The following is a 24771-nucleotide window of genomic DNA, read 5'->3' on the forward strand; positions in this document are numbered from 1 at the left end:
CCGCGGGAATATGCGGAGATGCCGGCCGAGAAGGTCCTGCTGCCCACCGGCCGCCCGGCCTGGGTGGTGACCGGCTACGAGGCCGTCCGGGCGCTGCTGGCCGACCGGCGGCTCAGCGCGGACGTGCGGCACGCGAACTTCCCCGCGCTCGCCGACGGCGAGCAGGAGGTCGGCGCGCGCACCCGCCCGTTCATCCGGATGGACCCGCCGGAGCACACCGCGTACCGGCGGATGCTGCTGCCCGAGATGACCGTGCGCAAGGCCCGCGCGATGCGCCGCCCGGTGCAGCGCATCGTCGACGAGCGCGTCGACGAGCTGCTGCGCCACGGCGGGCCGGTCGACCTGCTCACCCAGTTCGCGCACGCGGTCTCCAGCACCGTGATGTGCGAGATGATCGGTGTGCGCCGCGCCGACCCGTGGTTCCGCCGGATCACCGGCGCGCTCGGCTCGCAGCAGATCGGTGGCGGCGGCAGCGACGCCCGCACCGCCACCGAAGGCCTCGACGCGCTGTTCGACGTGTTCGACGGCCTGGTCACCGCGCGCGAGCGGGATCTCGGCGACGACCTGCTCAGCCGGCTGATCGCCGATCAGCTGCACACCGGCGCGGTGTCCCGCGACGACCTGCTCGCCACCGTGGCCATCACCGTCGTCGCCGGCCGCGAGACGACCACCAGCATGATCGGGCTGAGCGTGCTGGCGCTGCTCGACGACGACCGGCGGCTGTGGAAGCAGCTCGACGGCGACCCCGCGCTGCTGCCGGCCGCGGTCGAGGAACTGCTGCGCGCGCTGTCGGTCGGCGACAGCATCGCGCTGCGCACCGCCACCGCGGACATCGAGGTCGGCGACGTGGTCATCCCGGCCGGCGACGGCGTGATCCCGCTGCTGGCCGGCGCGAACCACGACCCGGCCGTCTTCGCCGACCCCGCGGTCATCGACTTCACCCGCGACCGGCGCACCCACGTGGCGTTCGGCTACGGGGTGCACCAGTGCGTCGGGCAGAACCTCGCCCGGGTCGAGCTGCAGGTGGCGCTGGGCACGCTGATCGACCGGATCCCCGGCATGCGGCTCGACGCCGAGATCTCCGCACTGTCGTTCAAGCACGACGCGATCGCCTACACCCCGGACCGGGTGCCGGTCACCTGGTGAGCGGGGCACGCAGCACCGCGGCGTAGGGCAGGCCGGGCAGCGGCTCGCACGTCAGCCCGGCCTCGTCCGCGACCTGCCGCACGCTCAGCGTGAACCAGTGGTAGCCGTCGCGGACCTCGCGGACGACCCGCTCGCCGTGGTGCACGCGCCACGTCGTGTCCAGCCGCATCCGGCCCGGCCCGGCCGGCTCGCCGGACATCCACCACTCGTACCGCTGGTCACCGAGATGCCGGGTCACCAGCCGGGTCGGCGGCATCTGCACCGGCTCGGTCAGGCCCATCAGCTCCACCACGATCGGCGCGCCCGGCGGCAGCCGCTCGGCCAGCCCGGTCAGCAGCGCGTGGCGGGCCGAGGCATCCAGATGCCCCAGCACGCCGCAGAGCACGGCCGCGCTCAGCCGGTCCGGCAGCTCCAGGTCCTCCGCGACCGCCGCGACCACCGACACCCGGTCCCGCAGCGCGGGCACGGCGTCGATGCGGCTGGTCAGGATCGCCCGCATGGCCGGCTCCGGCTCGGCAGCGATCACGGCCGCGTCCGGGAACGCGGCCGCGACCGCCTCGGTGATCAGCCCGGTCCCGGCGCCGATCTCCAGGATCGGGCCGTGGCCGGTGTCGATCCCGGCCAGTGCCGCGACCACGGCCGGACCGCTGCGTTCTGCGTGCTCCCGCGCGGCGAGGTCGAAGAACTCGGCGGCCGGGCCGTATCCGGAGACCTGCGACGGCGAGGGCGCGGGTCCGGACGCCAGCGGCGGCAGGTGCGTCCCGGCCGCTCCCCGCGGATCGTCATCGGCCGCCGGCGGCACGACCTCTCCCAGTTCCGCCGCGGCCAGTGGCACCGGGGCCGGCGGGCTGATCAGCTCCGGCGGGCCGAGCACTTCCATCAGCTCCCGCCACCAGCCGGCCATCGCCAGATCCGGCTGCCCGCCGCGCAGCGGGTCGCCACCCGCCTCGATCGCGCCGGCCAGCTCGCTCAGCGCCACCCCGATGGCCCGCGGCCACAGATCATCGAAGGCGTCCCGGTACGTCGGCTGCGTCGCCGCCCCGAGCACCGACGTGGTCGGCAGGTCCAGCGACGGCCCCGCGCCGGTGGTCAGCAGCCGCCGGTCGGCGTCGCGCGGCGCGTGCAGCCGCGGGCTCCACAGCACCGGACCGTGCGTGTCGGCGAGCGTGAGCACGCCGCCGTCCGTGCCGAGCGCGATCCGGTGCCAGAACAGCGCGTGGTTGTCCCGGTCGCCCGGGTCGATCTGGTTCTGCACCCGCAGCGTCAGCGGCACCCCGGCCAGCTCGCCGTGCAGCGACCGCAGCGGCGCCGAGTCCGACGGCACGGACAGCCGCCGCGGCCGGGCACCGCCGAGTGCCCGGATCAGGATGTCGGCCAGCGGCTGCAGCACGTGCACCGACGTGGCCACGTCCGCGAACAGCAGCGTGCGCCGCTCCCGCAGCCGGGCGGCCGCGTCCAGGAACTGCCGCACCGGCGCCAGATGCCGGTAGTGGGTGTTCACCCGGTACTGCACGCCCGCCTTCCGCGCGGCCCGCAGGCAGGCCGCGATCTCGTCCGGGTGCACCGGATGCTCCTGCAGCACGTGCACGCCGCGCGCCAGCAGCGCCAGCGCCAGCTCCGTGCCGTGGCCGCCACTGACCGCGCCGCCGACCACGACGCACGCGGCGTCCACATCGGACGGCAGCTCGGCGGCGGACGTGTACGACGTCACCCCGGCCGCCGCCGCGTGCGCGCGGGAGTAATCGCTGCCGGTCGACAGCACCCCGGCGAGCGTGCAACCGGGGTGCGCCGCGACCGCCCGGGTGTAGAACCGGCCGAAGTTCGTGCCGCACACCACGACCCGCAGCGGGCGGCTCACAGCACGCCCTCCTCGACGTCGTCGCCGTCCGCGGCCGGCGCGGCGACGCGAGCCGCCCCCGACCGGTTCACCTCGGCCACCGTCCACTCCGGATCGAGCACCTCACCGGCGAAGTGCAGTCCAGGCCGGACCGAGCCGGACCGGATCGCGCGGACCGCGAGCACGCCGACGAACGCGGTCAGCCGGTAGCTGGACGCGGTACTGACCACCGCGGTCCGGCCGTCGAGCGCGAACACCATCCGGTAGTACGGCTCCCGCCCGGCCAGGTCGACCTCGGCCGCCGTGATCAGGCGTGCCGCCGCGTCCGCCGGGGCCAGCCCCGGCAGCCGGGTGAACAGCGCCCGGACCCGCGGGCCCGGATGCACGTTCCAGTTCTCCAGCTCGGCCAGCCCGAGCGCCGCGGCCAGCCGCTCGTTCTCCGCGGTCAGGATCGGCTGCAGCGTCGCCCGGTCCGGGAAGTACGGCACCGCTGCGTCCTCGGCGACCCGCAGCGCCCGCGGCACCCGGCGCCCGTGCCGCCACGCGGCCAGCGGCGCACCGAACGGCTCGCCGTGCGCGCCGCCCACGGACAGCGACAGCATGAAGTCGGCCGCGACCGTCTCCGTGCACCGCTCCAGCCCACCGGCGTGGCAGACCAGCCGGCCACCGCCCGGTCCCGGCCCGGCCAGCCAGCGTGGCACCAGCGCGGACAGGCCGGGCAGCGTCCCGGCGGACAGCACCACGGTCGCGTCACCGGTCACGACACCGGCCAGCTTCTCGTGCACCGGGTCGTCACCGCCGACGTCCACGTAGTGCGCACCGGCCGCGAGCGCGGCCAGTGCCATCGTCTCCTGCAGCGCGTACGTCGGCCCGGCGCAGTTGAGCACCACGTCGAGCCCGGCGCAGAACGCGGCCAGCGAGCCCGCGTCCGTGACGTCGACCGCGACCACCTCGCCGTCGTCCGCCGACAGCCGCTCCGGGCGGCGGGCGCCGAGCCGCAGCGGGCCGCAGCCGCCGTCACGCAGCGCCGCCACCGCGAACCGGCCCACCGCACCGGACGCCCCGAGCACGCCGATCATGCCCGGTCCAGCCCGTCGACCAGCTCCACCAGGTGCCCGAACACGGTACGCACGTGCGCGCCGGTCATGCAGGTGAAGTGCTGGCCGGGGATGTCCCGGCTGCCCAGGTCGCCCAGGCACAGCCGGGCCCAGTGGTCGGTGATCGTCTCCGCGCTGCCCGGGAACGGGTACGCGCCGTTGTGCCGCAGGAACGTGATGTCCCCGGCGTACGGCTCCGTGGTGTGCCGGCTGAGCGCGAAGATGCTCTGCTGGTACGTCCGCAGCGTGCGCAGCATCCCCTCCGGCTCGTAGGAACCGGCCAGGTCCGGCGGCAGCGCCTCGCACATCCGCGCCACCCGGCGCATCCGCGGCACGTTCTCCAGTGCCGCGAACGCCGCGGCCACGTCCGCGAACTCGCCGTCGAGGTCCGCCAGGGAACCGTTGGCGATCGCGTCCGGCGAGGCGGCCAGCACCGCACCCGCGGCCGCACCGACCCGCTGCTCGTCCGCCGGGAACCCGATCTTCTCCAGATCCATGCCCATCATCAGCGCGAACGAGTATTCCGACAGCAGATCGTCGTCGATCCGGAACGTCGGGCTGTGGCTGGAGATCACGGTCAGGCTGCGCACCGTCGCGCCGGCCTCGGCCAGCCCGCGGGCGACCTCGGTGGCGATGATCCCGCCGACGCAGTAGCCGACCACGTCGAACTCCCGGGCACCGGTGTCCAGCAGCGCGGTCGCGTACCGGGCGGCGAGCCGGTCGATCAGCCCGTCCGGGTCGGCGTTGAGGAACTCGTCCAGCTCCGGGATCTCCAGCCCGACCAGGCCGTTGCGGCCGCCGGACCGCCGGATCTCGGTGATCAGCGGCCGGTACGGCAGCAGCGTCCCGGTGCCGGCGTGCACCAGCACGGTCACCGGCCCGGACAGCTCGTCGATCAGCCGCACCACCGGGGAGACCGTGGCCGCGGCCGCCGCGCCGGCATCCGCCTGGGACCGCAGGTAGGCGGCGAGCCCGGCCACGGTCGGCGTGCGCAGCAGGTGGCGCAGCACCAGCTCCCACTCCAGGTCCCACTCGCCGGGCAGCCCGTCCAGGCCGTCGCGCAGCCGGCCGACCAGCCGGGCGACCAGCAGCGAGTCGCCGCCGAGCGCGAACAGGTCGTCGTTGCGGCCGACCCGCTCGACGCCGAGCAGCTCCGCCCAGAGCGCGGCCAGCCGCGTCTCCAACTCGTCGGCCGGGGCCTCGTCCGCGCCGGTCTCGGCGGCCGGGGTCAGCCAGGAGGCCAGCGTGGCGCGGTCGAGTTTGCCGTTCGCGGTGTGCGGCAGCGCGTCGACGACCTGCCAGGCGGCCGGCACCATGTACTCCGGCAGCCGCTCGGCGGCGAACCCGGCCACGTCGGCGAGCACCACCGGCTCCCGGTCGGCCTTGAACCGCACCAGGAACAGCGACTGTCCGCCGAGCCCGGTGTGCGCGACCACCTCGCCGCCGGCCGCCTCCAGCGCGGCCGTCCACTGCGCGGGGGACAGGAACGACTGCTCCCGGCCGGCGCGGGCGTCGGTGAACGGGCCGGCGTGCTCGGCCAGGAACTCCGTCGAGATGCGCACCGAGGCCGCGTCGTCGTCGGTGTTCTCCAGCAGCAGCAGCCAGCCGCCGGGCGCGGCCAGCTCCCGTACCCTGGTCAGGGTTTGATCTATGTCGGTGTTGTTGTTCAGCACGCCGGCGCTGACGATGACGTCGGCCGTGTTCGGCGGCACGCCCTGCGCGCGCAGGTCCCGGTCCAGGTCGAGGACGGCGGACCGGGCGTCGCCGAGCCGGTCCCGGGCCGCGGCCAGCCGCAGCGGGGAGTCGTCGGTGCAGAGATAGTCGACGTCGAGCCCGGCCAGCGCGGGCCGCAGCGCGCCGCTGCGGGTGCCGATCTCCACGATCCGCAGCGTCCCGTCGTGCCCGGCGGCGAGCGCGCGGACCGTCTCCGCGATCGCGTCGTGCAGCGGCCGGGTGACCGCGTTGCCGGCGTAGGCGGCGTCCAGCGCCTCCGGCGTCAGCAGCGCGGTCACCTCGATCTCCCCGCGCAGCAGGGGCACCAGCCGGTCCGCGCACTCGCGGACCGCCGCGAACAGCTCCGGGCCCCACCCGCACTCGTCCTGCAGCACGGCCGCGCGGTCCCACGCGGCCGTGACCTCCGCCTCGGCCGGAACGGCCGGCAGCGCCCGCGCCGCCCACCGGCGCACCAGCCGGTGGTGCCGGTCGGCGACGCCCAGCCGCGCGCACGCGTCGCCCGCGGACCGGCCGTCCAGCACCCGGGTGATCGACAGCAGCGCGGCCGCGTCGAAGGCTTCGAGGAACGCCGTCACCCGCGGATCCGCGGTCACCGGCGGCAGCGTCACCTGCGGGGCGGGCGGGGTGCGGCGGGCCGGTTCGACGAACGCGACCAGGCGGCGCAGCGCCGCTTTCGCGGTCGCCCCGGACTCGCCCTCCACCACGACCGCGCTCGCGCCGACGCCCGGCGCCGCGTCCAGCACGGCCTGGATCTCGCCCAGCTCGATCCGGTAGCCGCGGATCTTGACCTGGGCGTCCTCCCGGCCGAGGAACTCGATCACCCCGTCCGGCCGGTACCGGCCCAGGTCACCGGTGCGGTACAGCCGCCGGCCGTCCGGGTGGACGATGAACCGCGCGGCGGTGCGCTCGGCGTCGCCGAGGTAGCCGTCGGCCAGACCGGTGCCGCCGATGTAGAGCTCACCGGTCACGTGGTCCGGGCACGGGCGCAGCGCCGCGTCGAGCACGTCGAACGTCTGGTTGGCCAGCGGCGTGCCGTACGGGATGCTCGCCCACGCCGGGTCCACCGCCCCGATCGGGTAGTGGATCGACCAGATCGCCGCCTCCGTCGCACCGCCGAGCGAGTGCAGCTCCAGCTGCGGGAGCAGGCCGCGGATCTGGTCCGGCAGCGACAGCGGGATCCAGTCGCCGGACAGCATGGCCAGCCGCAGCGACGGCAGCCGCTCACCGGTGGTGTGCAGGTAGTCGGACAGCATCTGCAGCTGCCCCGGCACCGAGTTCCACAGCGTCACGTGCTCGGCCGCGATCGTCTCCGCCCACGCGGCCGGGTCGCCGCGCCGCGCCGGGTCCGGCAGCACCACCGTGCCGCCCGCGCCGAGCAGGCCGAAGACGTCCCAGACGGACAGGTCGAAGCCGAGCTGCGCCAGTGCCAGCACCCGGTCGTCCGGGCCGGCCGCGAACCGGGCGTTGATGTCCGCGATCGTGTTCAGCGCGGCCCGGTGGCTGATCATCACGCCCTTCGGCTCACCGGTCGAGCCGGACGTGTAGATCACGTAGGCCAGGTCGGCCGGGTCCGTGCCCGGCTTCGGCACGTCCGCCCCGGACACCGGCAGCAGGTCCACCGCGATGCTGTCGATCTCCTCCGGCCGGTCCAGCCACGACTGGGTCAGCACCACCCGGACGTCCGCGTCGCGCAGGATCGCCCGGCGGCGCAGCACCGGCGCGGTCAAATCGACCGGCAGGTACGCCGCACCGGCCAGCAGCACGCCGAGCACCCCGGCGACCTGCTCCCAGCCCTTCTCCATGGTCACCGCGACCAGCTCACCGGCCCGCACCTCGCGCGCGGTCAGCTCCCGGGCGACCACCGCGGCCCGGTCCAGCAGGTCCCGGTAGGTCAGCGACTGCCCGCCCGCCCGGACCGCGACCGCGTCCGGGGTGCGGGCGGCCGTGGCCAGCACCGCGTCGGTGAGCAGCCCGTCCGGTACGGTCACCTCGGTCGCGTTGACCCGCGCGCGGATCCGCCGGGTCGGCTCGGGCAGCGCGATCGCGGCCGGGGCGTCCCAGGCGTCGTCACCGGCGAGCGCGCCGGCCAGCGCGGTGAACGCGGCGAACATGTCGTCCGCGGTGCTGCCGGGCAGCACGCCGTCGCGGACGTCCCAGCTCAGTGACAGGCCACCGGCGCGTTCCATCACCTGGCAGTCGATCCACACCTGCGGGGTCTGGCTGACCGCGTGCCGGACCTCCGCGCGCGGGGCGCGGGCCGAGGCGGAGCCGAGCGTGCTGGTGAACACCACCGGCATCAGCACGGTGTCGGCCTCGCTGCGGCGGGTCAGCTCGGCCAGCACGTCACTGCCGCTGAACAGCGGGTGCGCGAGGTCCTCCAGCAGCGTCCCGGCGAGGTCGCGGGCCCGGCCGGCGAACGGGCGCGGCGCGGTCAGGTCGACCTCCAGCAACTCCACCGCGGTGAAGTCGCCGACCAGGTGCGCCACGTCCGGGTGCAGCGGCAGCCGGTCGAAGACCGGCACGTTGAGCGTGAACCGCGGGCTGCGGCTCCACCGGCCGACCACCTCGGCGTACGCGGTCAGCAGCGCGGCGGTCGCGGTGACGCCGCGGGCGGCCGCGTGCCGCTGGATCGCCGCCCACGTCTCCGCGGGCAGCACGGCGGAAAGGTGCCGGAAACCGCCGGCCGCGTACGGGTCGCCGGTGACCGGCAGGTCCGGGGCCGGCGGCAGCGTGTCGATGCGGTCCATCCAGTAGTCGCGGTCCCGGCCGGCCGGCTGCCCGCGCCGGGCGAGCACGTAGTCGCGGAACGTCGCCGACAGCTCCGGCAGGTCCCGGCCGTGGTAGAGGTCCTCGACCTCGGCCAGCACCCGCTGCAGGCTGGCGTAGTCGACGACCAGCAGGTCCACCGACAGGTGCAGCAGCAGCCCGGCTTCGGTGACGCTGATCCGCACCTCGTGCAGCGGCCACCGGTCGGTGACCGGCACCCGCGCGCTCATCTCGGCACGGATGCGCTCCACGTCGTCGTGGACCACCGGGATCTCCGGCGCCGGCGGGTCCGCGAGCACCTGCTGGTAGCCGTCCGGGTGCACGATCGCGCGCAGCATGTCGTGCCGCCGGACGACCGCGTGCCAGGCCCCGGCCAGCCGCCGCGGGTCGGTGCCGGCCTCGAACGCCAGCTCCACGTAGGTGTGGCAGGCGACCCCGCCGTACGGGTACGCCCCACCGCGGCCGACCAGGTAGGCGGCCTGGATGTCGGTCAGCGGGAACGGCTCGTGCCGGGCCGCGTGGTCCGGCGTCAGCGTGGTCCGGGCGCGCAGTGCGGCCAGGACCTCTTCCTTGTGCGCGCGCAGCAGGGCCTTGCGCTCGTCGGTCAGCGCGCCCGCGGCCGCGCGGAACCGCAGCTGCCCGTTCTCCTCCCAGAGCCGGATGCCGTGTGCGTCGAGGTCGGCGATGAGGTCGATAACGTTCACAGGGTTCCGGTCTCCATGGTGTCGGTGCGGGTGGTGGCGAGGTGCGCGGCCAGGTCGGCGATGGTCGGCGCGGTCAGGAACGTGCGGACGGACAGGTCGGTGCCGAACGACTCGCTCACCGCGGCGACCAGGCGCAGCGCGAGCAGGCTGTCGCCGCCGGCGGTGAAGAAGTTCGCGGTCCGGTCGACGGCCGGGGTGCCCAGCTGCGACTCCCACAGCCGGGCCAGCTCGGTCTCGACCGGGCCGGCCGGCGGCCGGGCCACCGCCGGCTCCTGGGCGGTCAGGGCGGCGAGGCCGGCGCGATCGACCTTGCCGTTCGCGGTCAGCGGCAGCGCGTCCAGCGGCACGATCCGGTGCGGGATCGCGTGCGCGGGCAGCCGGTCGGCCAGGTGCGCGGGCAGGTCGCCGACCGGGCCGCGGGCGACGACGAACGCGTGCAGCCGCCGGGTGCCGCGGCCGCCCGGGGCGAGCACGACCGCGTCGGTGACGCCGGGGTGGGCGCGCAGCGCGGCCTCGATCTCGCCGAGCTCGACCCGATGCCCGCCGATCTTCACCTGGTGGTCGGCGCGGCCGAGGAACTCCAGCGTGCCGTCGGCCCAGTAGCGGCCGAGGTCGCCGGTGCGGTACCAGCGGACCCCGTCGCCGCCGGTGACGAACCGGGCCGCGGTGCGCTCGGCGTCGCCGTGGTAGCCGGCCGCCACGCCCGCGCCGCCGATCCACAACTCGCCCGGGACCAGGTCGGGGGCGTCCAGACCGGCCGGGTCGACGACCCGGAACCGCTGGTTGGTCAGCGGCACGCCGTACGGGATCGACGTCCAGTGCGGTGGCACCTCGCCGACGTCCCAGGCGTTCGACCAGATCGACGCCTCGGTGGCGCCGCCGAGCGCGGTGAACCGGCAGTCCGGCGCGAGCGCGCGGACCCGGCCGGGCAGGTCCAGGCCGACCCAGTCGCCGGAGACCAGGACCGCGCGCAGCCGGGCCAGGCCGCGCGCGCCCGCCGGGTCGTTCTCGGCCGCGGTGAGCAGCATGTCCAGCAGCACCGGCGCGGAGTTCCACAGCGTGGCCGGATGCCGGTCGAGCAGCTCCAGCCAGGCCGTCGGGTCGCGCCGGTCGGCGTCGCCGGGCAGCACCAGCGCGCCACCGGCGCCGAGCAGCCCGAACACGTCGTAGACGGACAGGTCGAAGTCCAGCGCGGAGACCGCGAGGACCCGGTCGTCCGGCCCGACCCGCCAGCGGTCGTTGACGTCGGCGACGGTGTTCAGTGCCGCCGCGTGGGTGATCGCCACCGCCTTCGGCTCGCCGGTCGATCCGGACGTGAAGATCAGGTAGGCGAGGTCGCCGGGGGAGCGGTCGACCGGGGCGGGCAGCGGTGGGTGGTCGCGGGCGGTCTTGACGTCGATGTCGCCGCCGATCACCGCGCGCAGCCCGGCGACCGTGTGCATCCGCTCCCGGCGTACCGCGGGCTGGTCGACGCCGATCGGCACGTAGACGCCACCGGCCGCGAGCACGCCGAGCACGGCCGCGACCTGGTCGGCGCCCTTCGGCAGGCTCACCCCGACCGGGTCGCCGGGCCGTACACCGTGCGCGGCCAGCGTGCCCGCGATCCGCAGGGCCGTGCCGGCCAGCTCGCCGCGGCTCATCCGGCCGTCCTGCCACAGCAGCGCGTCCGCTGCGGGTTCGGCCGCGGCGAGCGCGAAGAACCGGTCGTGCAGCAGACCGCCGGGCAGCGGTGCGGCGGTGTCGTTGACCGTCGCGCGGACCGCGGCCTGCCGGGCGGGCAGCACCGGCGCGGGCGGGCGTGCCCAGTCGGTGCCGTCGAGCCGTTCGACCATGGTGGTGTAGGCGGTGAACATGTCGTCGAGCACGCCGGGGGCGAACAGGTCCTCCACCGCGTCCCAGGTGATGCGCAGCCGGCCGCCGGACTCGGTGACCTGGTTGTCCAGCAGCACCTGCGGTGACTGGGACACGCCCCACACCTGGGTGCCGAACGCGGGTGCGGTGACCGCCTCGCCGACGCCGATCGCGCTGGTGAACACGACCGGGATGGACGCGTGCGGGCCGCCGGTGCGCCGGGCCAGCTCGCGCAGCAGCCAGCCGGCCGGCACGTCCCGGTGGTCCAGGTCCTCGCCCATCGTCCGGTGCAGCCGGCCGGCCAGGTCCAGGAACGACTCCCCGGCGGTACGGCGGTGCCCGATCATCGCGAGCGTGGTGAAGTCGCCGAGCACCCGGTCGACGTGCGGGTGCAGCGGCAGCCGGTTGAACAGCGTGAGCGTGACCGACACCGCGTCCTGGCCGCTCCACGCGCGCAGGATCTCCGCGTAGCAGGCCAGCAGCACCGCCGACGGCGTCAGCCCGTGAGCGCGCGCGGTGGCCTGGATCCGCTGCCACCGGTCCGGGTCGAGTTCGTGCTGACGTCGGGTGAACCGGTGCCCGGACACGGTGGCCGGGTCGCCGGTCAGCGGCAGGGCCGGCGCGGGCGGCATCGCGTCCAGCCGCCGGGTCCAGTGCTCCCGGGCCGCGCCCGCCCCGCCGGACGCGGCCGGCGCGGTGGCGAGCACGTAGTCGCGGAAGGTCGCCTCGACCGGGGGCAGCGCGGCGTCCGGGTCGGTGTAGAGCGCGTCCAGCTCCCGGTACAGCAGCATGATCGACAGGGCGTCGAAGATGAGGTAGTCCAGGCCGACGCCGATCCGGGTGCGTACCGTGCCGTCCGGGTCGGGGTAGCGCACGGCGCGGACCTCGAACAGCGGCCACCGGTCGACCGGCAGCCTGCGGTGGGACAGCTCGGTGCGCATCCGCTGCAGCGCGTCCGCGCCCTCGGCGACCGGGACGGTGAACGGCGGCACGGTGGGCAGCACCCGCTGCCGGGCGTCGCCGTCGAAGACCGCGCGCAGCATGTCGTGCCGGTCGACGAGGATCCGCCAGGCCCGCTCCAGCCGGGCCAGGTCCACGTCCGCGCCGTCGAACTCGCTGTAGTGCCAGGTGCCGACGCCGCCGAGCGGGAGCCGGTCGTCGCGGCCGATCAGGTAGGCGGCCTGGACGTCGGTGACCCCGAACGGCTCGTGCCGGTGCGCCGGGTCCGCGACCAGCCCGCCGCCGGCCGTCCCGGTGCCGGCCGTCAGCGTCGCGGCGAAGTCGCGCAGCGCCGGCCCGGCGAACAGCGCGGCGACACCGGCACCGGCCAGGCCCCGCTCGCGCAGCCGGCTGATCATGCGGGTGGCCAGCAGGGAGTCGCCGCCGAGGGCGAAGAACGAGTCGTCGCGGCCGATGGCGGTCACGCCCAGCAGCTCGGCCCACACCTCGGCCACCTGCCGCTCGGCGCCGTCCCGGGGCGGCTCGCCGGGCGCCGGGGCGGTGGCCGCGGCGGCGAACGCGGCGGCGACGGCCCGGCGGTCGAGCTTGCCGTTCGCGGTCAGCGGCATCGTCTCCGCGACGATCAGGTGCTCCGGGACCATGTAGACGGCGAGCCGGCCGGCCAGCCAGTGCCGCAGCTCGGCGGCGTCCAGCGGCGTGCCTCCGGTCGCGGCGTAGAGGCCGAGCTGCCGGGTCGCGCCGGTGACGACGGTGGCGACCGCGTGGATGACGGCCGGGTGGGCGTCCGCGGCGGCCTCGACCTCGCCCAGTTCGATGCGGTGCCCGCGGATCTTCACCTGGTGGTCGGCGCGGCCGAGGAACTCCAGCGTGCCGTCGGTGTGGTAGCGGGCCCGGTCGCCGGTGCGGTACCAGCGGCGGCCGCCGTACTCGACGAACTTCTCCGCGGTGCGGGCCGGGTCGCCGCGGTAGCCGTGCGCCACCCCGGCGCCGCTGACCCACAGCTCGCCCGGGACGAAGTCCGGCCGGTCCCGGCCGCGCTCGTCGGCGATGCGGACCCGCATGTTGCGCAGCGGCACGCCGTACGGCACCGACCGCCACGCCGGGTCGACGTCGCCGACCTCGTACACCGTGCTGTGGATCGCGGCCTCGGTCATCCCGCCCAGCGCCGCGAACCGGGCGCCGGGCACCAGCGCGCGCAGCCGGGCCGGCTGGTCCAGCCCGACCCAGTCGCCGCCCAGCATGACCAGGCGCAGGCTGGCCGGCAGCCCGTCCCCGGCGGCGGCGGACAGCAGCATGTCCAGCAGCGCGGGCACACAGCTGACCACCGTGACCCGGTGCCGGCGGATCAGCTCGGCCCAGCGGTACGCGTCCCGGCGGGCGGGCTCGTCGACGACCACGACCGACCCGCCGGTGCGCAGCAGCGCGAACATGTCGTACGCGGAGAGGTCGAAGTCCAGCGCGGACAGCGCGATCGTCCGGTCGTCGGCACCGACGCCGAAGACCTCCGCGACCGCGTCGAGCGTGTTGACGACCGCGCGGTGCGGCACCTCCACACCCTTCGGCTCGCCGGTGGAGCCGGAGGTGAAGATGACGTAGGCGACCGCTTCCGGGTCCACCGGCACGACCTCGGCCGGCGGCAGGGCGCCGGCGTCGGCGATGTCGAGCACCGGCACCTCGGCCCCGTCCGGCCGGTGCGCGGCGTCGCTGAGCACCGCGGCCACTCCGGCGAGCGTGTGCAGGCGGCGCTGCCGAGCCGGTGGCGCGTCCACGCCGATCGGCACGTAGGCCGCACCGGCCGCCAGCACGCCGAGCACCGCGACGACCTGCGCCGCGCCCTTCGGCAGCGTGATCGCGACCGAGTCACCGGGGCGCACGCCGTGCCGGTGCAGCAGCGTGGCGACCCGCCGGGCCGCGTCCGCGAGCGCGCCGTAGGTCGTCTCGCCGTCGCCGCGCAGCGCGATCCGGTCCGGTTCCCGCGCCGCCCACGCGAAGAACTTCTCGGGCAGGGTCTCCGCGGGTACGTCGTCGCCGGTGTCGTTGATCCGGGCGCGGGCGGCGAGCTGGCCGTCCGGGACGAGCCGGCCGACCGGCCGCTCCCACGCGGACTCGTCGCTCAGCAGCGCGCCGATCAGGCCGCGGTAGGCGTCGAACGCGGCCTCGGCCGTGCCCGGCGCGAACGCGTCGGCGCGCACGTCCCAGTTCAGCAGCAGCCCGCCGTCGAGCTCGGTGACCTGCGCGTCCAGCCAGACCTGCGGGCCCTGCGAGATGATCCACACGGGCCGGCCGAACGCGGCCTGCACCGCCTCGGGGTAGATCTCGCCGAGGCCGAGCGCGCTGGTGTAGACGACCGGTGCCAGCACCGGCGTGCCGTCGCCGAGGCGGGACAGGTCGCGCAGCACCTCCACGCCGGGGTACGACCCGCGTGCGATCGCCTGGTGCAGCGTGCCCTGCACGCCCCGGGCCTGCTCGGCGAACGGCAGCGGCCGGGACAGGTCCACGTCCAGCAGCACCGAGCTGCTGAAGTCGCCGACGAGCCGGTCGGCGCCGGGCACGTCGAGGTCGCGGTCGAACAGCGGCAGGTTGAGCAGGAACCGCTGCTGTGCGCTCCAGCCCGCCAGGACCTCGGCGAACGCGGTGGCCAGCACCGCGGCCGGGGTCAGCGAGTGCCGGCGGGCCAGCGTCGCCAGCCGGTCCCGGTCGGCGGGGGAGAGCGTGTGGTGCAGCCGGGTGGTGCGGTGGAAGCGGCCGTCGGCGTGCAGCGCGTCGACGACGGCCGGCAGCTCGGGTGCGCGGCTGAGGTCCGGCAGCCGCTGCTGCCACCAGTCGCGGGCGGCGGCGCGCTCGTCCGCCCGGCGCGCGGTGCGCTGGGCGAGATAGCCGGCGAAGCTGCCGGTGATCGGCGGCAGCGCGGTCTCCGGCGCGGTGTAGTAGTGCCGCAGGTCGTCCATGAGCAGGCGCAGGCTGGCCGCGTCCGCGGCGATCATGTCCAGGTCGACGTGCAGGCGGGTGGCGCCGCCGGGCAGCAGCGACAGCGCGACCAGGAACACCTCGCCGCGTTCGACGTCCATCCGCCGGTGGGTGCCGGTGTCGCGCAGCTCGTCCAGCCGGGCGCGGAGCGCGTCGCCGTCGAGCGCGCGCAGGTCGTGGACGGTCAGCGGGTCGACGTCGTCGACGGCCGGGCGGATGCGCTGCGTGCCGTCGTCGAGGATGGTGGTGCGCAGCATGTCGTGCCGGCGGCGCAGCAGGGTGACGGCCGTGGCGAGCCGGCCGGGGTCGACGCCGTGCCCGTCGAACTCCACGTAGAAGTGGGCGCCGACGCCGCCGAGCGGCTGCCCGTCCTGGCGGCCGATCCAGTAGGCGTGCTGCATCAGTCCCAGCGGGAACGGCGCGTCGCCGGGCGTCGCGGTGTCCGGCCCGGCCGGTTCGGCCGTGGTGGCCGCCGCCGACCGCAGCGCCTCTTCCCAGGCAGCCAGCGTCGGCGTCTCGGCGAGCACGTCGAAGCCGACGTCCAGGCCGTGCCGGCGCCAGGCGGCGGCGAGCCGGATCAGGCGCAGCGAGTCCAGGCCGAGGTCGAAGAGGTCGTCGTCGGGGCCGATCTCGTCCTCGGGGATCTCCAGCGCCTCGGCGGTCAGCGCGCGGATCTGTGCGGCGGTCGGTGATGCGGTACGGGGATGCGGTGCCTCGGGCACGGTCCGGTTCACCCTTTTTCGTCGGAGCAGCAGGGCGGAAGCCTATTTGTAAATGAACATCATGTTCAACTAGCGTCACTGTAAACGTCGTAACGGTTGTTACGCCACCCCCGGGGTGATCATTGAGGAGGTTCACTGTGGACGGTGCGGACTGGCCCGGCTGGCCGGTGGAGGACGCCCGGCGGTACCGCGCGGCGGGCTGGTGGCGCGGTGAGACCTTCGGTGAGCTGCTGTCCGGCTGGGCGGCCCGGTTCGCCGGCCGCACCGCGCTGGTCGACGGCGACACCCGCCTCACCTACGCCGACCTCGACCGCGCCGCGCACCGGCTCGCCCGCGCACTGCACGCGCGCGGACTGCGCCGCGGTGACCGCGTGGTGGTGCACCTGCCCAACCGCGCGGAGTTCGTCACGCTGTGGTTCGCGCTCCAGCGGCTCGGCGCCGTGCCGGTGCATGCGATGCCCGGCCACCGCCGGTCCGAGGTCGGCCACCTGGTCGAGCGGTCCGGCGCGGTCGCCTACGTCGGGCCGGACCGGCACGCCCGCTTCGACCACCGGCCGCTCGCCGCCGAGCTGCGTGCGGCGTACCCCGGCCTGGATCTTGTCATCATCGACGGCGACGTGACCGGCTGGGACGGCTTCCATCGGCTCGCCGACCTGCTGGCCGCCGACGCCGCGCCGATCGCGGAGCCGGACCCGCCGGCCGCCGGCGACCTGGCGTTGCTGTTGCTGTCCGGCGGCACCACCGGCACGCCGAAGCTCATCCCGCGCACCCACGACGACTACGCCTGCAACGCCCGGCTGTCCGCGGAGATCTGCGAGCTGGGGCCGGACTCGGTGTACCTGGCGGTGCTGCCGATGCCGTTCAACTTCACCATGGCCTGCCCGGGCGTGCTCGGCGTGCTGCAGGCCGGCGGCACGGTCGTGGTGGCCCGCGACCCGAGCCCGGCCACCGCGTTCCGGCTGATCGCGCGGGAGCGGGTGACGATCGCCGCGCTCAACCCGCCGCTGGTGCCGCTGTGGCTGCAGGAGAACGCCGAGACCGCACCGGACCTGTCCAGCCTGCGGCTGCTCCAGGTGGGCGCGGCCCGGCTCGCCGACGACGTGGCCCGGCGGATCGAGCCGGAACTGGGGGCCCGGCTGCAGCAGGTGTTCGGCATGGCGGAGGGTCTGATCAATCTGACCCGGCCGGAGGACGGCCCGGACACCGTCTGCACCACCCAGGGGCGGCCGATCTGCCCGGACGACGAGGTGCGCGTGGTCGGCGAGTCCGGCGCGGACGTGCCGGACGGCGAGGTGGGGGAGCTGCTGACCCGCGGGCCGTACACGATCCGCGGCTACTACCGGGCCGGTGCGGTCAACCGGGAGGGGTTCACCGCGGACGGCTTCTACCGCACCGGCGACCAGGTACGCCGGCTGCCGTCCGGGCACCTGGTGGTGGTGGGCCGGATCAAGGACCAGATCAACCGCGGCGGCGAGAAGATCGACGCGACCGAGGTGGAGGGGCACCTGGCCGCCTATCCCGGTGTGCTCGCCGCCGCGCTGGTCGGCGTGCCGGACGCCGACTTCGGGGAGAAGCCGGTCGCGTTCCTGGTGTGCGACGGGACGCCACCGGCCGCCCGCGCGGTCGGCGCCTTCCTGCGCGAGCGCGGCGTGGCCGGCTACAAGCACCCGGACCGGGTGATCGCGGTGGAGTCGATGCCGCTGACCGCGGTCGGGAAGATCGACAAGAAGGCGCTGACCGCCACGCTCACGTCCTAGCCACGACCACCACGCCGGTACGCCGCACGCCGAACCCGGCCGCCGCCAGCTCCCGGCACAGCTCCGCGGTGGTCAGCCGCCAGGAGACGTGCCGGGAGACGACCCGCTGCACCACGGTGTCCCCGTCGCGGACCTCCGTGGTGATCGTCCAGCGCACCGTTCCCGGCTCGCCGGGCTCGGCCTCGCCGGTGTTGCGGTACTCGCGGCGGCCGACCCGCACGACGGTCTGCGGCTCGCCGCCCGGCACGCCCAGGTTGACCACCAGCGGCGCGCCGGGCGCGAGCCGCTGCGCCGCCGTGCGCCACAGGTCCCGCCGGTGTCGCGGGCTCAGCTCGCTCACCGCGTTGGCCAGCAGCACGGCCGACAGCCGGGGAGGCAGCACCGCACCGGCGGCCGTGTCCGCCAGCACGGTGACCCGGCGGGACAGGTCCACGTCGCCGCCGACGCGGGTGAACAGCGCGGTGCGCAGCGACGCGGACGGCTCCACCGCGATCACCTCCAGGTGCGGGTGCAGCCGGGCCAGCAGCGCGGTGCCGCGGCCGGAGCCCGCGCCGATGTCGGCGGCCGGGCCGTGCCGCGGGTCGAGGCCGCGCAGCGCCGTGCTGAGCAGCGGTGCGAGCACGCTCCACATCGGAGCCGTGAGCAGATCGTAGTGCTCGGCTTGCGCGTCGTAGGCGGTGTGGTCCACTATCCCTCCGGAGCCTTGTTGAACATGACAATAGTTTTCATCTAGGCTGTCGACCGTACCGGCACCGGCCACACCCGTGCGAGGAGGACCGATGCGGGTCACCGCGAACACCGACGTCTGCGTGGGCGCGGGCCAGTGCGTGCACGCCGCGCCCGCCGTCTTCGACCAGTCCGATGACGGGCTGGTCGTCCTGCGCATCCGGGAGATCACCGACGAGCACGCGGACGCGGTCCGTGACGCCGTCGAGTGGTGCCCGTCCGGCGCCATCGCGCTGCCGGCTCACCGAGGAGAACACCTGTGACATCACATATCCGCCGACGGTCGCTGCTGCGCGGCGGCGCGTGGACCGCGGCCGCACTGGCCGCCTCGCCCGCGCTGCTGGCCGCCTGCGGCAACGACACGGAGCCGTCCGCAACCGGCCCGTCCGGCCCGCCGAAGGCCGGTGGCACGCTGCGCGCCGCGTTCGTCGGAGCCGGCGCGTCCGAGACGCTGAGCTACTTCCACGGCGGCACGAACCTCGACTTCGTCCGCGCCCGGGCCATGCACGCGACGCTGGGCAACCTCGACCCGTCCGCACCGGACGGCGTGCGCTACGAGGTGCTCGACGGCATCGACGTCAGCCCCGACCTGACCAGCTACACGCTGCGCATCCGGCCCGGCCTGACGTTCAGTGACGGCTCACCGCTGACCGCCCGGGACGTGCTCTACTCGCTGATCACGCCGTTCCAGGACGCCAAGTCCCTCGCGGTCTACAAGACGCCGGGCCGCAACTTCGACCTCGCCAAGGCCGAGGTCAAGGACCCGCTCACGCTGATCCTGCCCACGCTGCGGCCGATCGCGGACGGGCGGCTGGTGCTCTGCCAGGGCAACTACCTGGTGCTCAAGGAGGGCAGCCGGTTCGAGCAGGCCGCGCCCACCTCCGGGCCGTTCCGGCTGACCACGTTCGAGGCCGGGCAGGGTGCGGCGCTGGTCCGCAACGACGCGTTCACGCTGCACGAGGTGCTGCTCGACGGCCTGGAGCTGCGCAACATCGCCGACAGCGACGCCCGCGCCGCCGCGCTCACCGGCGGCCAGATCGACTTCGCCGGTGACCTCGCCCCGATCACCGCGCGCAACCTCGACGGCAGCGGCACGGTCACCGTCACCCGCAGCGAGGCGCCCTACGTCTCCGGCCTGTTCTTCCGGCTCAACATGACGCAGAAGCCGTTCGACGACCCGCGCGTGCGGACCGCGTTCAAGCTCGCCGCGAACCGGCAGGCCATGCTGGACACCGCTCTGCACGGGCAGGGCCTGATCGGCAACGACCTGCTCTCACCCGGCTTCCCCGGCTACGCCGAGGACATCGCGCAGCGACCGTACGACCCGGAGGCCGCCCGCGCACTGCTGGCCGAGGCCGGCGCGCAGAACCTCGAGGTCACGCTCACCACCGGCCCGGAGACGCCCGGCATGGTCGAGGTCGCCACGCTCTACGTGGAGAACCTCACCCAGATCGGCGTCAAGGCCACGCTGCGCGAACTGCCCGCCGGTCAGCTCTTCGCGGACTTCCCCGCCTACGTCAAACTGCCGTTCGCGGCCAGCTTCTCCGTGCCGGTTCCGCCGATGCCGCTGTACCAGTCCTCCTACGGCGGGAAGAACCCGTCCGCGCTCGGCTGGAACCGCCCCGATGTCGACGCCGAGGTGACCAAGGCCCGCGCCGCCGCCGACCCGGCCGCGGCAGCGACGGCCGCGGCCACGGCGCAGCGCGCGATGTGGACCGACGGCAACACCGTCGCACCGGTCTTCAAGCCGTTCATCACGGCCGCGGTCCCCGGTGTGCGCGGCGTGGCCGACGACCTGTTCGCGCAGTTCCCCGGCTTCAGCAGGGCATCGCTGCGGTGAACTGGGGCCGGTTCCTGATCCTGCGCCTCGGCGCCGGCGCGCTCGCGCTCGCCGCGGTGTCGGCGCTCGTCTTCGCCGCGACCGACGTGCTGCCCGGCGACGCGGCCGGCGTCCTCGGCGGCGCGGACGCCACCGACGCCGAACGGGCCGCACTCCGCGCCGAGCTGGGACTGGACCGGCCCGCCCACGTGCGCTACCTGGACTGGGCCGGGTCGCTGCTGCGCGGCGACCTCGGCACCGCGCTGGTCGGCGGGCGGCCGGTGAGCGACCTGCTCGCCGACCGCCTGCCGCACAGCGCGCTGATCGCCGGGCTGTCCCTGGCCGTCGTGGCGCCGCTGTCGATCGCCTGCGGCCTGGCGGCGGGCCTGCGCCAGGGCCGGGCCCGCGACCGGGTCATCTCCGGCGCGACGCTGCTCGGCGTCGCGCTGCCCGAGTTCGTCGTCGCCAGCCTGCTCATCACCGTGTTCGCCACCTGGCTGGGGCTGCTGCCGCGGGTGTCGCTGATCCCGATCGGCGGCGGGCCGCTGGACACGCCGGAAATCCTGGTGCTGCCGGTGCTGAGCACGGTCGCGGTCGGGCTGGCCGGCGCCACCCGGCTGATCCGCGCGTCCGCCGCGGAGGTCGCCGCGAGCCCGTTCGTCGAGGCCGCCCGGCTGCGCGGCGTCACCGGTGTGCGGCTCGCGGTCCGGCACGTGCTGCCGAACGCGATCGGGCCCGCGGTGCAGTCGCTCGCGCTGGTCACCGCGGCGCTGACCGGCGGCGCCGTGGTCATCGAGACGATCTTCAACTACCCGGGGCTCGGCTACGAGCTGCAGCGCGCGGTCGCGAACCGGGACATCCCGGTCGTGCAGGGGCTGACCGTGGTGCTGGCCGGCATCGCGCTGCTGGTGCTGCTCACCGCCGACATCGTCACCCGGCTCGCCGACCCGCGGCAGGGACGGCACGGATGATCCGTACCGTCGCGAAGGTCCTCGCCGCGGCCGTGCTCACGCTGGCCGTGCTCGGGCCGGCCGTCTCGCCCGGATCGGCCACCGCACAGGCGGGCGTGCCGTTCGCCGCGCCCGGCGCCGGGCACCCGCTCGGCACCGACGCGCTCGGCCGGGACGTGCTCACCCGGGTGCTCGACGGCGGCTGGATCGTGGTCGCGCTCGCCGCGGGCGCGACCGTGCTGGCGACGGTGCTCGGCGTGCTCGTCGGCGTGACCGCCGGACTCGCCCCGGGACGCAGGGCCGGGCTGCTCATCCGGGTCACCGACGTGGTCGCGATCGTACCGGCGATTCTGATCATGCTGGTCTTCGCCGCCGGATTTCCCGGCAGTGACCTCGCGGTGCTGGCCGCGGTGGCGCTGACCACCACGCCGTTCTCCGCGCGGGTGGTCAGCGCGGCCACCCGTACCGTCGCGTCCAGCGCATTCGTCGAGGTCGCGCGCGGGCGCGGCGACAGTGGGCCGCGGGTGCTGTGGCACGACATCCTGCCCAACATCGCCGGTACGGTGCTCACCGACGCCGGGATCCGGTTCGTCGCGGCCGTGCACCTCACCGCGACCGCGGGCTTCCTCGGCCTGGGCCGCGGCGCGCCCGCCCCGAACTGGGGGCGGATGGTGCAGGAGAACCTGTCCGGGCTGGCGCTGACCCCGCTGCCGGTGCTGGTCCCGGCGCTGCTCGTCGCGGTCCTCGCGGTGTCGGTGAACCTGCTGGCCGACGACGTGCGGGCGCGCCGATGATCGTCGAGATGACCGGGCTGACCATCGGGCCGGACCACGGCGACCCGGTCGTCGACGGCGCCGGCCTTACCATCGGGGCCGGTGAGGTGGTCGGGCTGCTCGGCGCGTCCGGGGCCGGCAAGACCACGCTGGCGCTCAGCCTGCTCGGGCACCTGCGGCCCGGGCTGCGTGTCCGGTCCGGGACCGTGCGGGTCGGCGGCGTCGACCCGTTCGGGCCGGGCGGGCGGGCACTGCGCGGCACCGTGGTGTCTTTCCTCGGCCAGGATCCGGCCGCCGCGCTCAACCCGGCCCGGCGGATCGGTGCGCAGCTCGCCGAGGCCGCCGGGCGCGACCGGGTGACCGAGCTGCTGGCCGCGATGGACCTGCCCACCGAGCGGGCGTTCCGCCGGCGGCGGCCGTGGGAGATCTCCGGCGGGCAGGCACAGCGGGTGGCGCTGGCCATCGCGGTCGCGGCGGATCCGCGGCTGCTGATCCTGGACGAGCCGACCAGCGGGCTCGACCGGCCGCTCGCCCGGGACCTGCGCGACCGGCTCGCCGTGCACCTGCGCGAGCGAGGTTGCGCGGCCCTGCTCATCACGCACGACACCGCGCTGGCCGAGGCGCTCGCCGACCGCATCGTTCACCTGGGGCCCCGGCCCACCGTCACGGGTACGCCGCCCCGGCGCGCGGCGACGGCGGAGACCTCCGAAGCCGGCGTGTCGCTACAGGTCCGTGACCTGCGGGCCGGCTACGGGCGGCGGACCGTGGTCGACGGCGTGTCCTTCGACGTGGCGCCCGGCGGCTGCACCGCGCTGACCGGGCCGTCCGGCGTGGGCAAGAGCACGATCGCCCGATGCGTGGCCGGCCTGACCGCCCGAACCGGCGGCCGCATCACGCTGGACGGCGCCGACCTCGCCCCGGCCGCGGCGCACCGCACACTCGCTCAGCGCCGGGCGGTGCAGTTCGTCGGCCAGGACTCCGTCGGCGCGCTCAACCCGCGCGAGACCGCGCTGCGGGCGTTGCGCCGCCCGCTGCACGCGATTTCACCCTCCGATGTGGACGACCGGGCGCACGAGCTGATCCGGCGCGTCCGGCTGCCGGAATCCGCGGCACATCGACGGCCGGGCGCGCTCTCCGGCGGCGAACGCCAGCGACTCAACCTTGCCCGCGCGCTCGCGGCCGTACCCCGGGTGCTGGTCTGTGACGAGATCACCTCGGCACTCGACCGGCACACCGCACACGCGGTGCTGGACCTGCTCGCCGAACTGAGCGAGCGGGACGGCCTCGGCGTGCTGCTGATCAGCCACGACCCGGAAACGATCACCCGCGCCGCCCAGCGCGTGGTGCGAATACCCGACCCTGAGGAGCATCGCACGTGACCACGCAGGTCCGCCGTACCGTCCCGTTCTCCGGCGACCCGATCGCCACCGCGGCCGCGCTCGCGGCCGGTGCCCGCGACCAGCACGTCGTCTACGAACAGCCGGGCGAGGTCTGGTTCGCCGAGGGGGCGCAGGCCAGCGTCGTCGTCTCCGGCGGCACCGCCGCACTGCGCCTCGGCCACGGCCGCCGGCAGGACTTCGCCGCCGGCCCGGCGCTGTTCGACGGCGTCCGGTCGGCACTCGGCGCGCTCCCGGCCACCGACTGGCGCGTCTTCGGCTGGGTGTCGTTCGAGCACGTCCACCGGCCCACCGAGGACACCACCGCGCACCTGATCGTGCCGCGGCGGCAGATCCGGTTCGCGGGCGACACCGCGGTGCTGACCGCCGTCGACGACGCGGAGATGAACCGGCTGCACGACCGGCTGGAACGCGCGATCACCGACGCCGCCGCGCCGCCGTCCGGGGACCGCGTCACGGTGAGCCCGGACGGCGACGAGGCCGAGCTGTACCGCAAGGCCGTCGCGGAGGCGATCGACACCATCCGCAGCGGCGCGCTGGACAAGGTGATCCTGTCCCGCATCGTCCCGGTCCCCGGCGAGATCGACCTGCCCGCGACGTATCTGGCCGGGCGGCGCGGCAACGACCCGGCCCGCTCGTTCCTGCTCGACCTGGGCGGCTGGGCGGCCGCCGGATTCAGCCCGGAGATCGTCGCCCGGGTCACCGCGCACGGGACCGTGGTCACCCAGCCGCTGGCCGGCACCCGCGCGCTGGCCGGCGACCCGCGGCTCGACCTGGCCCGGCGCGGCGAACTGTACCGGGACACCAAGGAGGTCTTCGAGCACGCGATCTCCGTGCATCTGGCCGCCACCGAGATGGCCACCGTCTGCGCGCCCGGCACCGTACACGTGCAGGACTTCATGTCGGTCAAGGAACGCGGCAGCGTTCAGCATCTGGCCTCCGAGGTCAGCGGCCGGCTCGCGGACGGCGCCACCGCGTGGGACACGCTGTCCGTGCTGTTCCCGGCGATCACCGCGTCCGGCGTGCCGAAACGCGCCGCCTGCGACCTGATCCGCCAGACCGAGCCGAACCGCGGCCTGTACAGCGGCGCCGTGCTCACCGCCGCCGCGGACGGCACGCTCGACGCGGCCCTGGTACTGCGCAGCGTGTTCCGGCACGCGGGCCGCACCTGGCTGCGGGCCGGCGCCGGCGTGGTCGCGAAGTCGGACCCGGCCCGCGAACTGGAGGAGACCCGCGAGAAGCTGCTCAGCGTGTCCCGGTTCCTCGTCCCGGCCCGATGACCATGCACGCCGCCGGAGCGCGCGGGCTGCATGGCGAGGACATCATCGGGCCGCCCCGGGCCGGGGTGAGCCGTTCCGGGATCACCGGGCATTCCCAGGGCCGGCGCAGGACTCGCGCTGAGCGGACGCGGACCTTGTGGGCCGGAACCGCGTAGAGGGTGCCGGTGCAGGCGACCAGGCAGTCCTTGCCGACGTGCCGTGGATGCCGGTCAGCGCGGTGACGCGACCGGGAGGTCGAGCAGGTTCCTGCGGGCCAGACGCGGGAACCTGCTGGCGTTCGCCCCG

The 24771-nt window shown here is 75.3% G+C and carries 13 protein-coding genes; 8 read left to right on the top strand and 5 right to left on the bottom strand.

Going from position 1 to position 24771, the window contains the following annotated elements:
- Window positions 1-18 precede the first annotated feature (18 nt).
- Window positions 19-1146, top strand: coding sequence for a cytochrome P450 (locus J2S42_RS01020; RefSeq protein ID WP_307234238.1), 1128 nt, complete (start codon window positions 19-21; stop codon window positions 1144-1146).
- Here the strand turns inward: J2S42_RS01020 and J2S42_RS01025 are convergent.
- Genes J2S42_RS01025 through J2S42_RS01040 form a run of 4 tightly spaced genes read right to left on the bottom strand, consistent with a single transcriptional unit; the run spans window position 1136 to window position 15784 of the window.
- The gene (locus J2S42_RS01025) at window positions 1136-3004 is read right to left on the bottom strand and encodes a Gfo/Idh/MocA family oxidoreductase (protein ID WP_307234240.1); all 1869 of its coding nucleotides are present in this window, start codon (window positions 3002-3004) and stop codon (window positions 1136-1138) included. The two genes, J2S42_RS01020 and J2S42_RS01025, sit on opposite strands and share 11 nt — an antisense overlap.
- The gene (locus J2S42_RS01030; RefSeq protein WP_307234242.1) at window positions 3001-4062 is read right to left on the bottom strand and encodes an NAD(P)H-binding protein; all 1062 of its coding nucleotides are present in this window, start codon (window positions 4060-4062) and stop codon (window positions 3001-3003) included. Before J2S42_RS01030 ends, J2S42_RS01025 begins: the two co-directional genes overlap by 4 nt.
- Complete coding sequence (locus J2S42_RS01035; protein WP_307234244.1) at window positions 4059-9284, bottom strand: non-ribosomal peptide synthetase; 5226 nt, start codon at window positions 9282-9284, stop codon at window positions 4059-4061. Before J2S42_RS01035 ends, J2S42_RS01030 begins: the two co-directional genes overlap by 4 nt.
- Entirely contained in the window at window positions 9281-15784 is a 6504-nt protein-coding gene (locus J2S42_RS01040; protein ID WP_307234246.1) for a non-ribosomal peptide synthetase, read from the bottom strand. The genes J2S42_RS01035 and J2S42_RS01040 overlap by 4 nt, the downstream gene beginning before the upstream one ends.
- A 137-nt stretch (window positions 15785-15921) precedes the next feature.
- On the opposite strand from J2S42_RS01040, the gene J2S42_RS01045 reads away from it, so the two are divergent.
- On the top strand, window positions 15922-17541 hold the full coding sequence (locus J2S42_RS01045; RefSeq protein ID WP_307234249.1) for a (2,3-dihydroxybenzoyl)adenylate synthase: 1620 nt from the start codon (window positions 15922-15924) through the stop codon (window positions 17539-17541).
- On the opposite strand, the gene J2S42_RS01050 is transcribed toward J2S42_RS01045, so the two are convergent.
- Entirely contained in the window at window positions 17531-18229 is a 699-nt protein-coding gene (locus J2S42_RS01050) for a class I SAM-dependent methyltransferase (RefSeq protein ID WP_307234251.1), read from the bottom strand. The two genes, J2S42_RS01045 and J2S42_RS01050, sit on opposite strands and share 11 nt — an antisense overlap.
- Before the next feature lie 91 nt (window positions 18230-18320).
- On the opposite strand from J2S42_RS01050, the gene J2S42_RS01055 reads away from it, so the two are divergent.
- The 6 genes from J2S42_RS01055 to J2S42_RS01080 are packed head-to-tail and all read left to right on the top strand — an operon-like array spanning window position 18321 to window position 24486.
- The gene (locus J2S42_RS01055) at window positions 18321-18530 is read left to right on the top strand and encodes a ferredoxin (RefSeq protein WP_307234253.1); all 210 of its coding nucleotides are present in this window, start codon (window positions 18321-18323) and stop codon (window positions 18528-18530) included.
- Window positions 18527-20107 (top strand): ABC transporter substrate-binding protein, encoded by a 1581-nt coding sequence (locus J2S42_RS01060; RefSeq protein ID WP_307234255.1) that lies wholly within the window; start codon window positions 18527-18529, stop codon window positions 20105-20107. Before J2S42_RS01055 ends, J2S42_RS01060 begins: the two co-directional genes overlap by 4 nt.
- Window positions 20104-21057: an ABC transporter permease gene (locus tag J2S42_RS01065; protein ID WP_307234257.1), complete on the top strand. Its 954-nt coding sequence runs from the start codon at window positions 20104-20106 to the stop codon at window positions 21055-21057. Before J2S42_RS01060 ends, J2S42_RS01065 begins: the two co-directional genes overlap by 4 nt.
- Window positions 21054-21830 carry an ABC transporter permease gene (locus tag J2S42_RS01070; RefSeq protein WP_307234259.1) on the top strand — a complete coding sequence of 259 codons (777 nt, stop codon included), beginning with the start codon at window positions 21054-21056 and terminating at the stop codon, window positions 21828-21830. The genes J2S42_RS01065 and J2S42_RS01070 overlap by 4 nt, the downstream gene beginning before the upstream one ends.
- Before the next feature lie 8 nt (window positions 21831-21838).
- Window positions 21839-23188, top strand: a complete 1350-nt coding sequence (locus J2S42_RS01075) for an ABC transporter ATP-binding protein (protein WP_307234261.1) — start codon at window positions 21839-21841, stop codon at window positions 23186-23188.
- Window positions 23185-24486, top strand: a complete 1302-nt coding sequence (locus tag J2S42_RS01080; RefSeq protein ID WP_307234263.1) for a salicylate synthase — start codon at window positions 23185-23187, stop codon at window positions 24484-24486. Before J2S42_RS01075 ends, J2S42_RS01080 begins: the two co-directional genes overlap by 4 nt.
- The last annotated feature ends 285 nt before the right edge of the window (window positions 24487-24771 follow it).

This window comes from Catenuloplanes indicus, from assembly GCF_030813715.1.
GTDB lineage: Bacteria > Actinomycetota > Actinomycetes > Mycobacteriales > Micromonosporaceae > Catenuloplanes > Catenuloplanes indicus.

Coding starts and splice junctions, on each gene's coding strand:
- J2S42_RS01055 (WP_307234253.1), top strand. CDS start 18,321: ATGCGGGTCACCGCGAACACCGACGTCTGCGTGGGCGCGGGCCAGTGC.
- J2S42_RS01075 (WP_307234261.1), top strand. CDS start 21,839: ATGACCGGGCTGACCATCGGGCCGGACCACGGCGACCCGGTCGTCGAC.
- J2S42_RS01070 (WP_307234259.1), top strand. CDS start 21,054: ATGATCCGTACCGTCGCGAAGGTCCTCGCCGCGGCCGTGCTCACGCTG.
- J2S42_RS01020 (WP_307234238.1), top strand. CDS start 19: ATGCCGGCCGAGAAGGTCCTGCTGCCCACCGGCCGCCCGGCCTGGGTG.
- J2S42_RS01030 (WP_307234242.1), bottom strand. CDS start 4,062: ATGATCGGCGTGCTCGGGGCGTCCGGTGCGGTGGGCCGGTTCGCGGTG.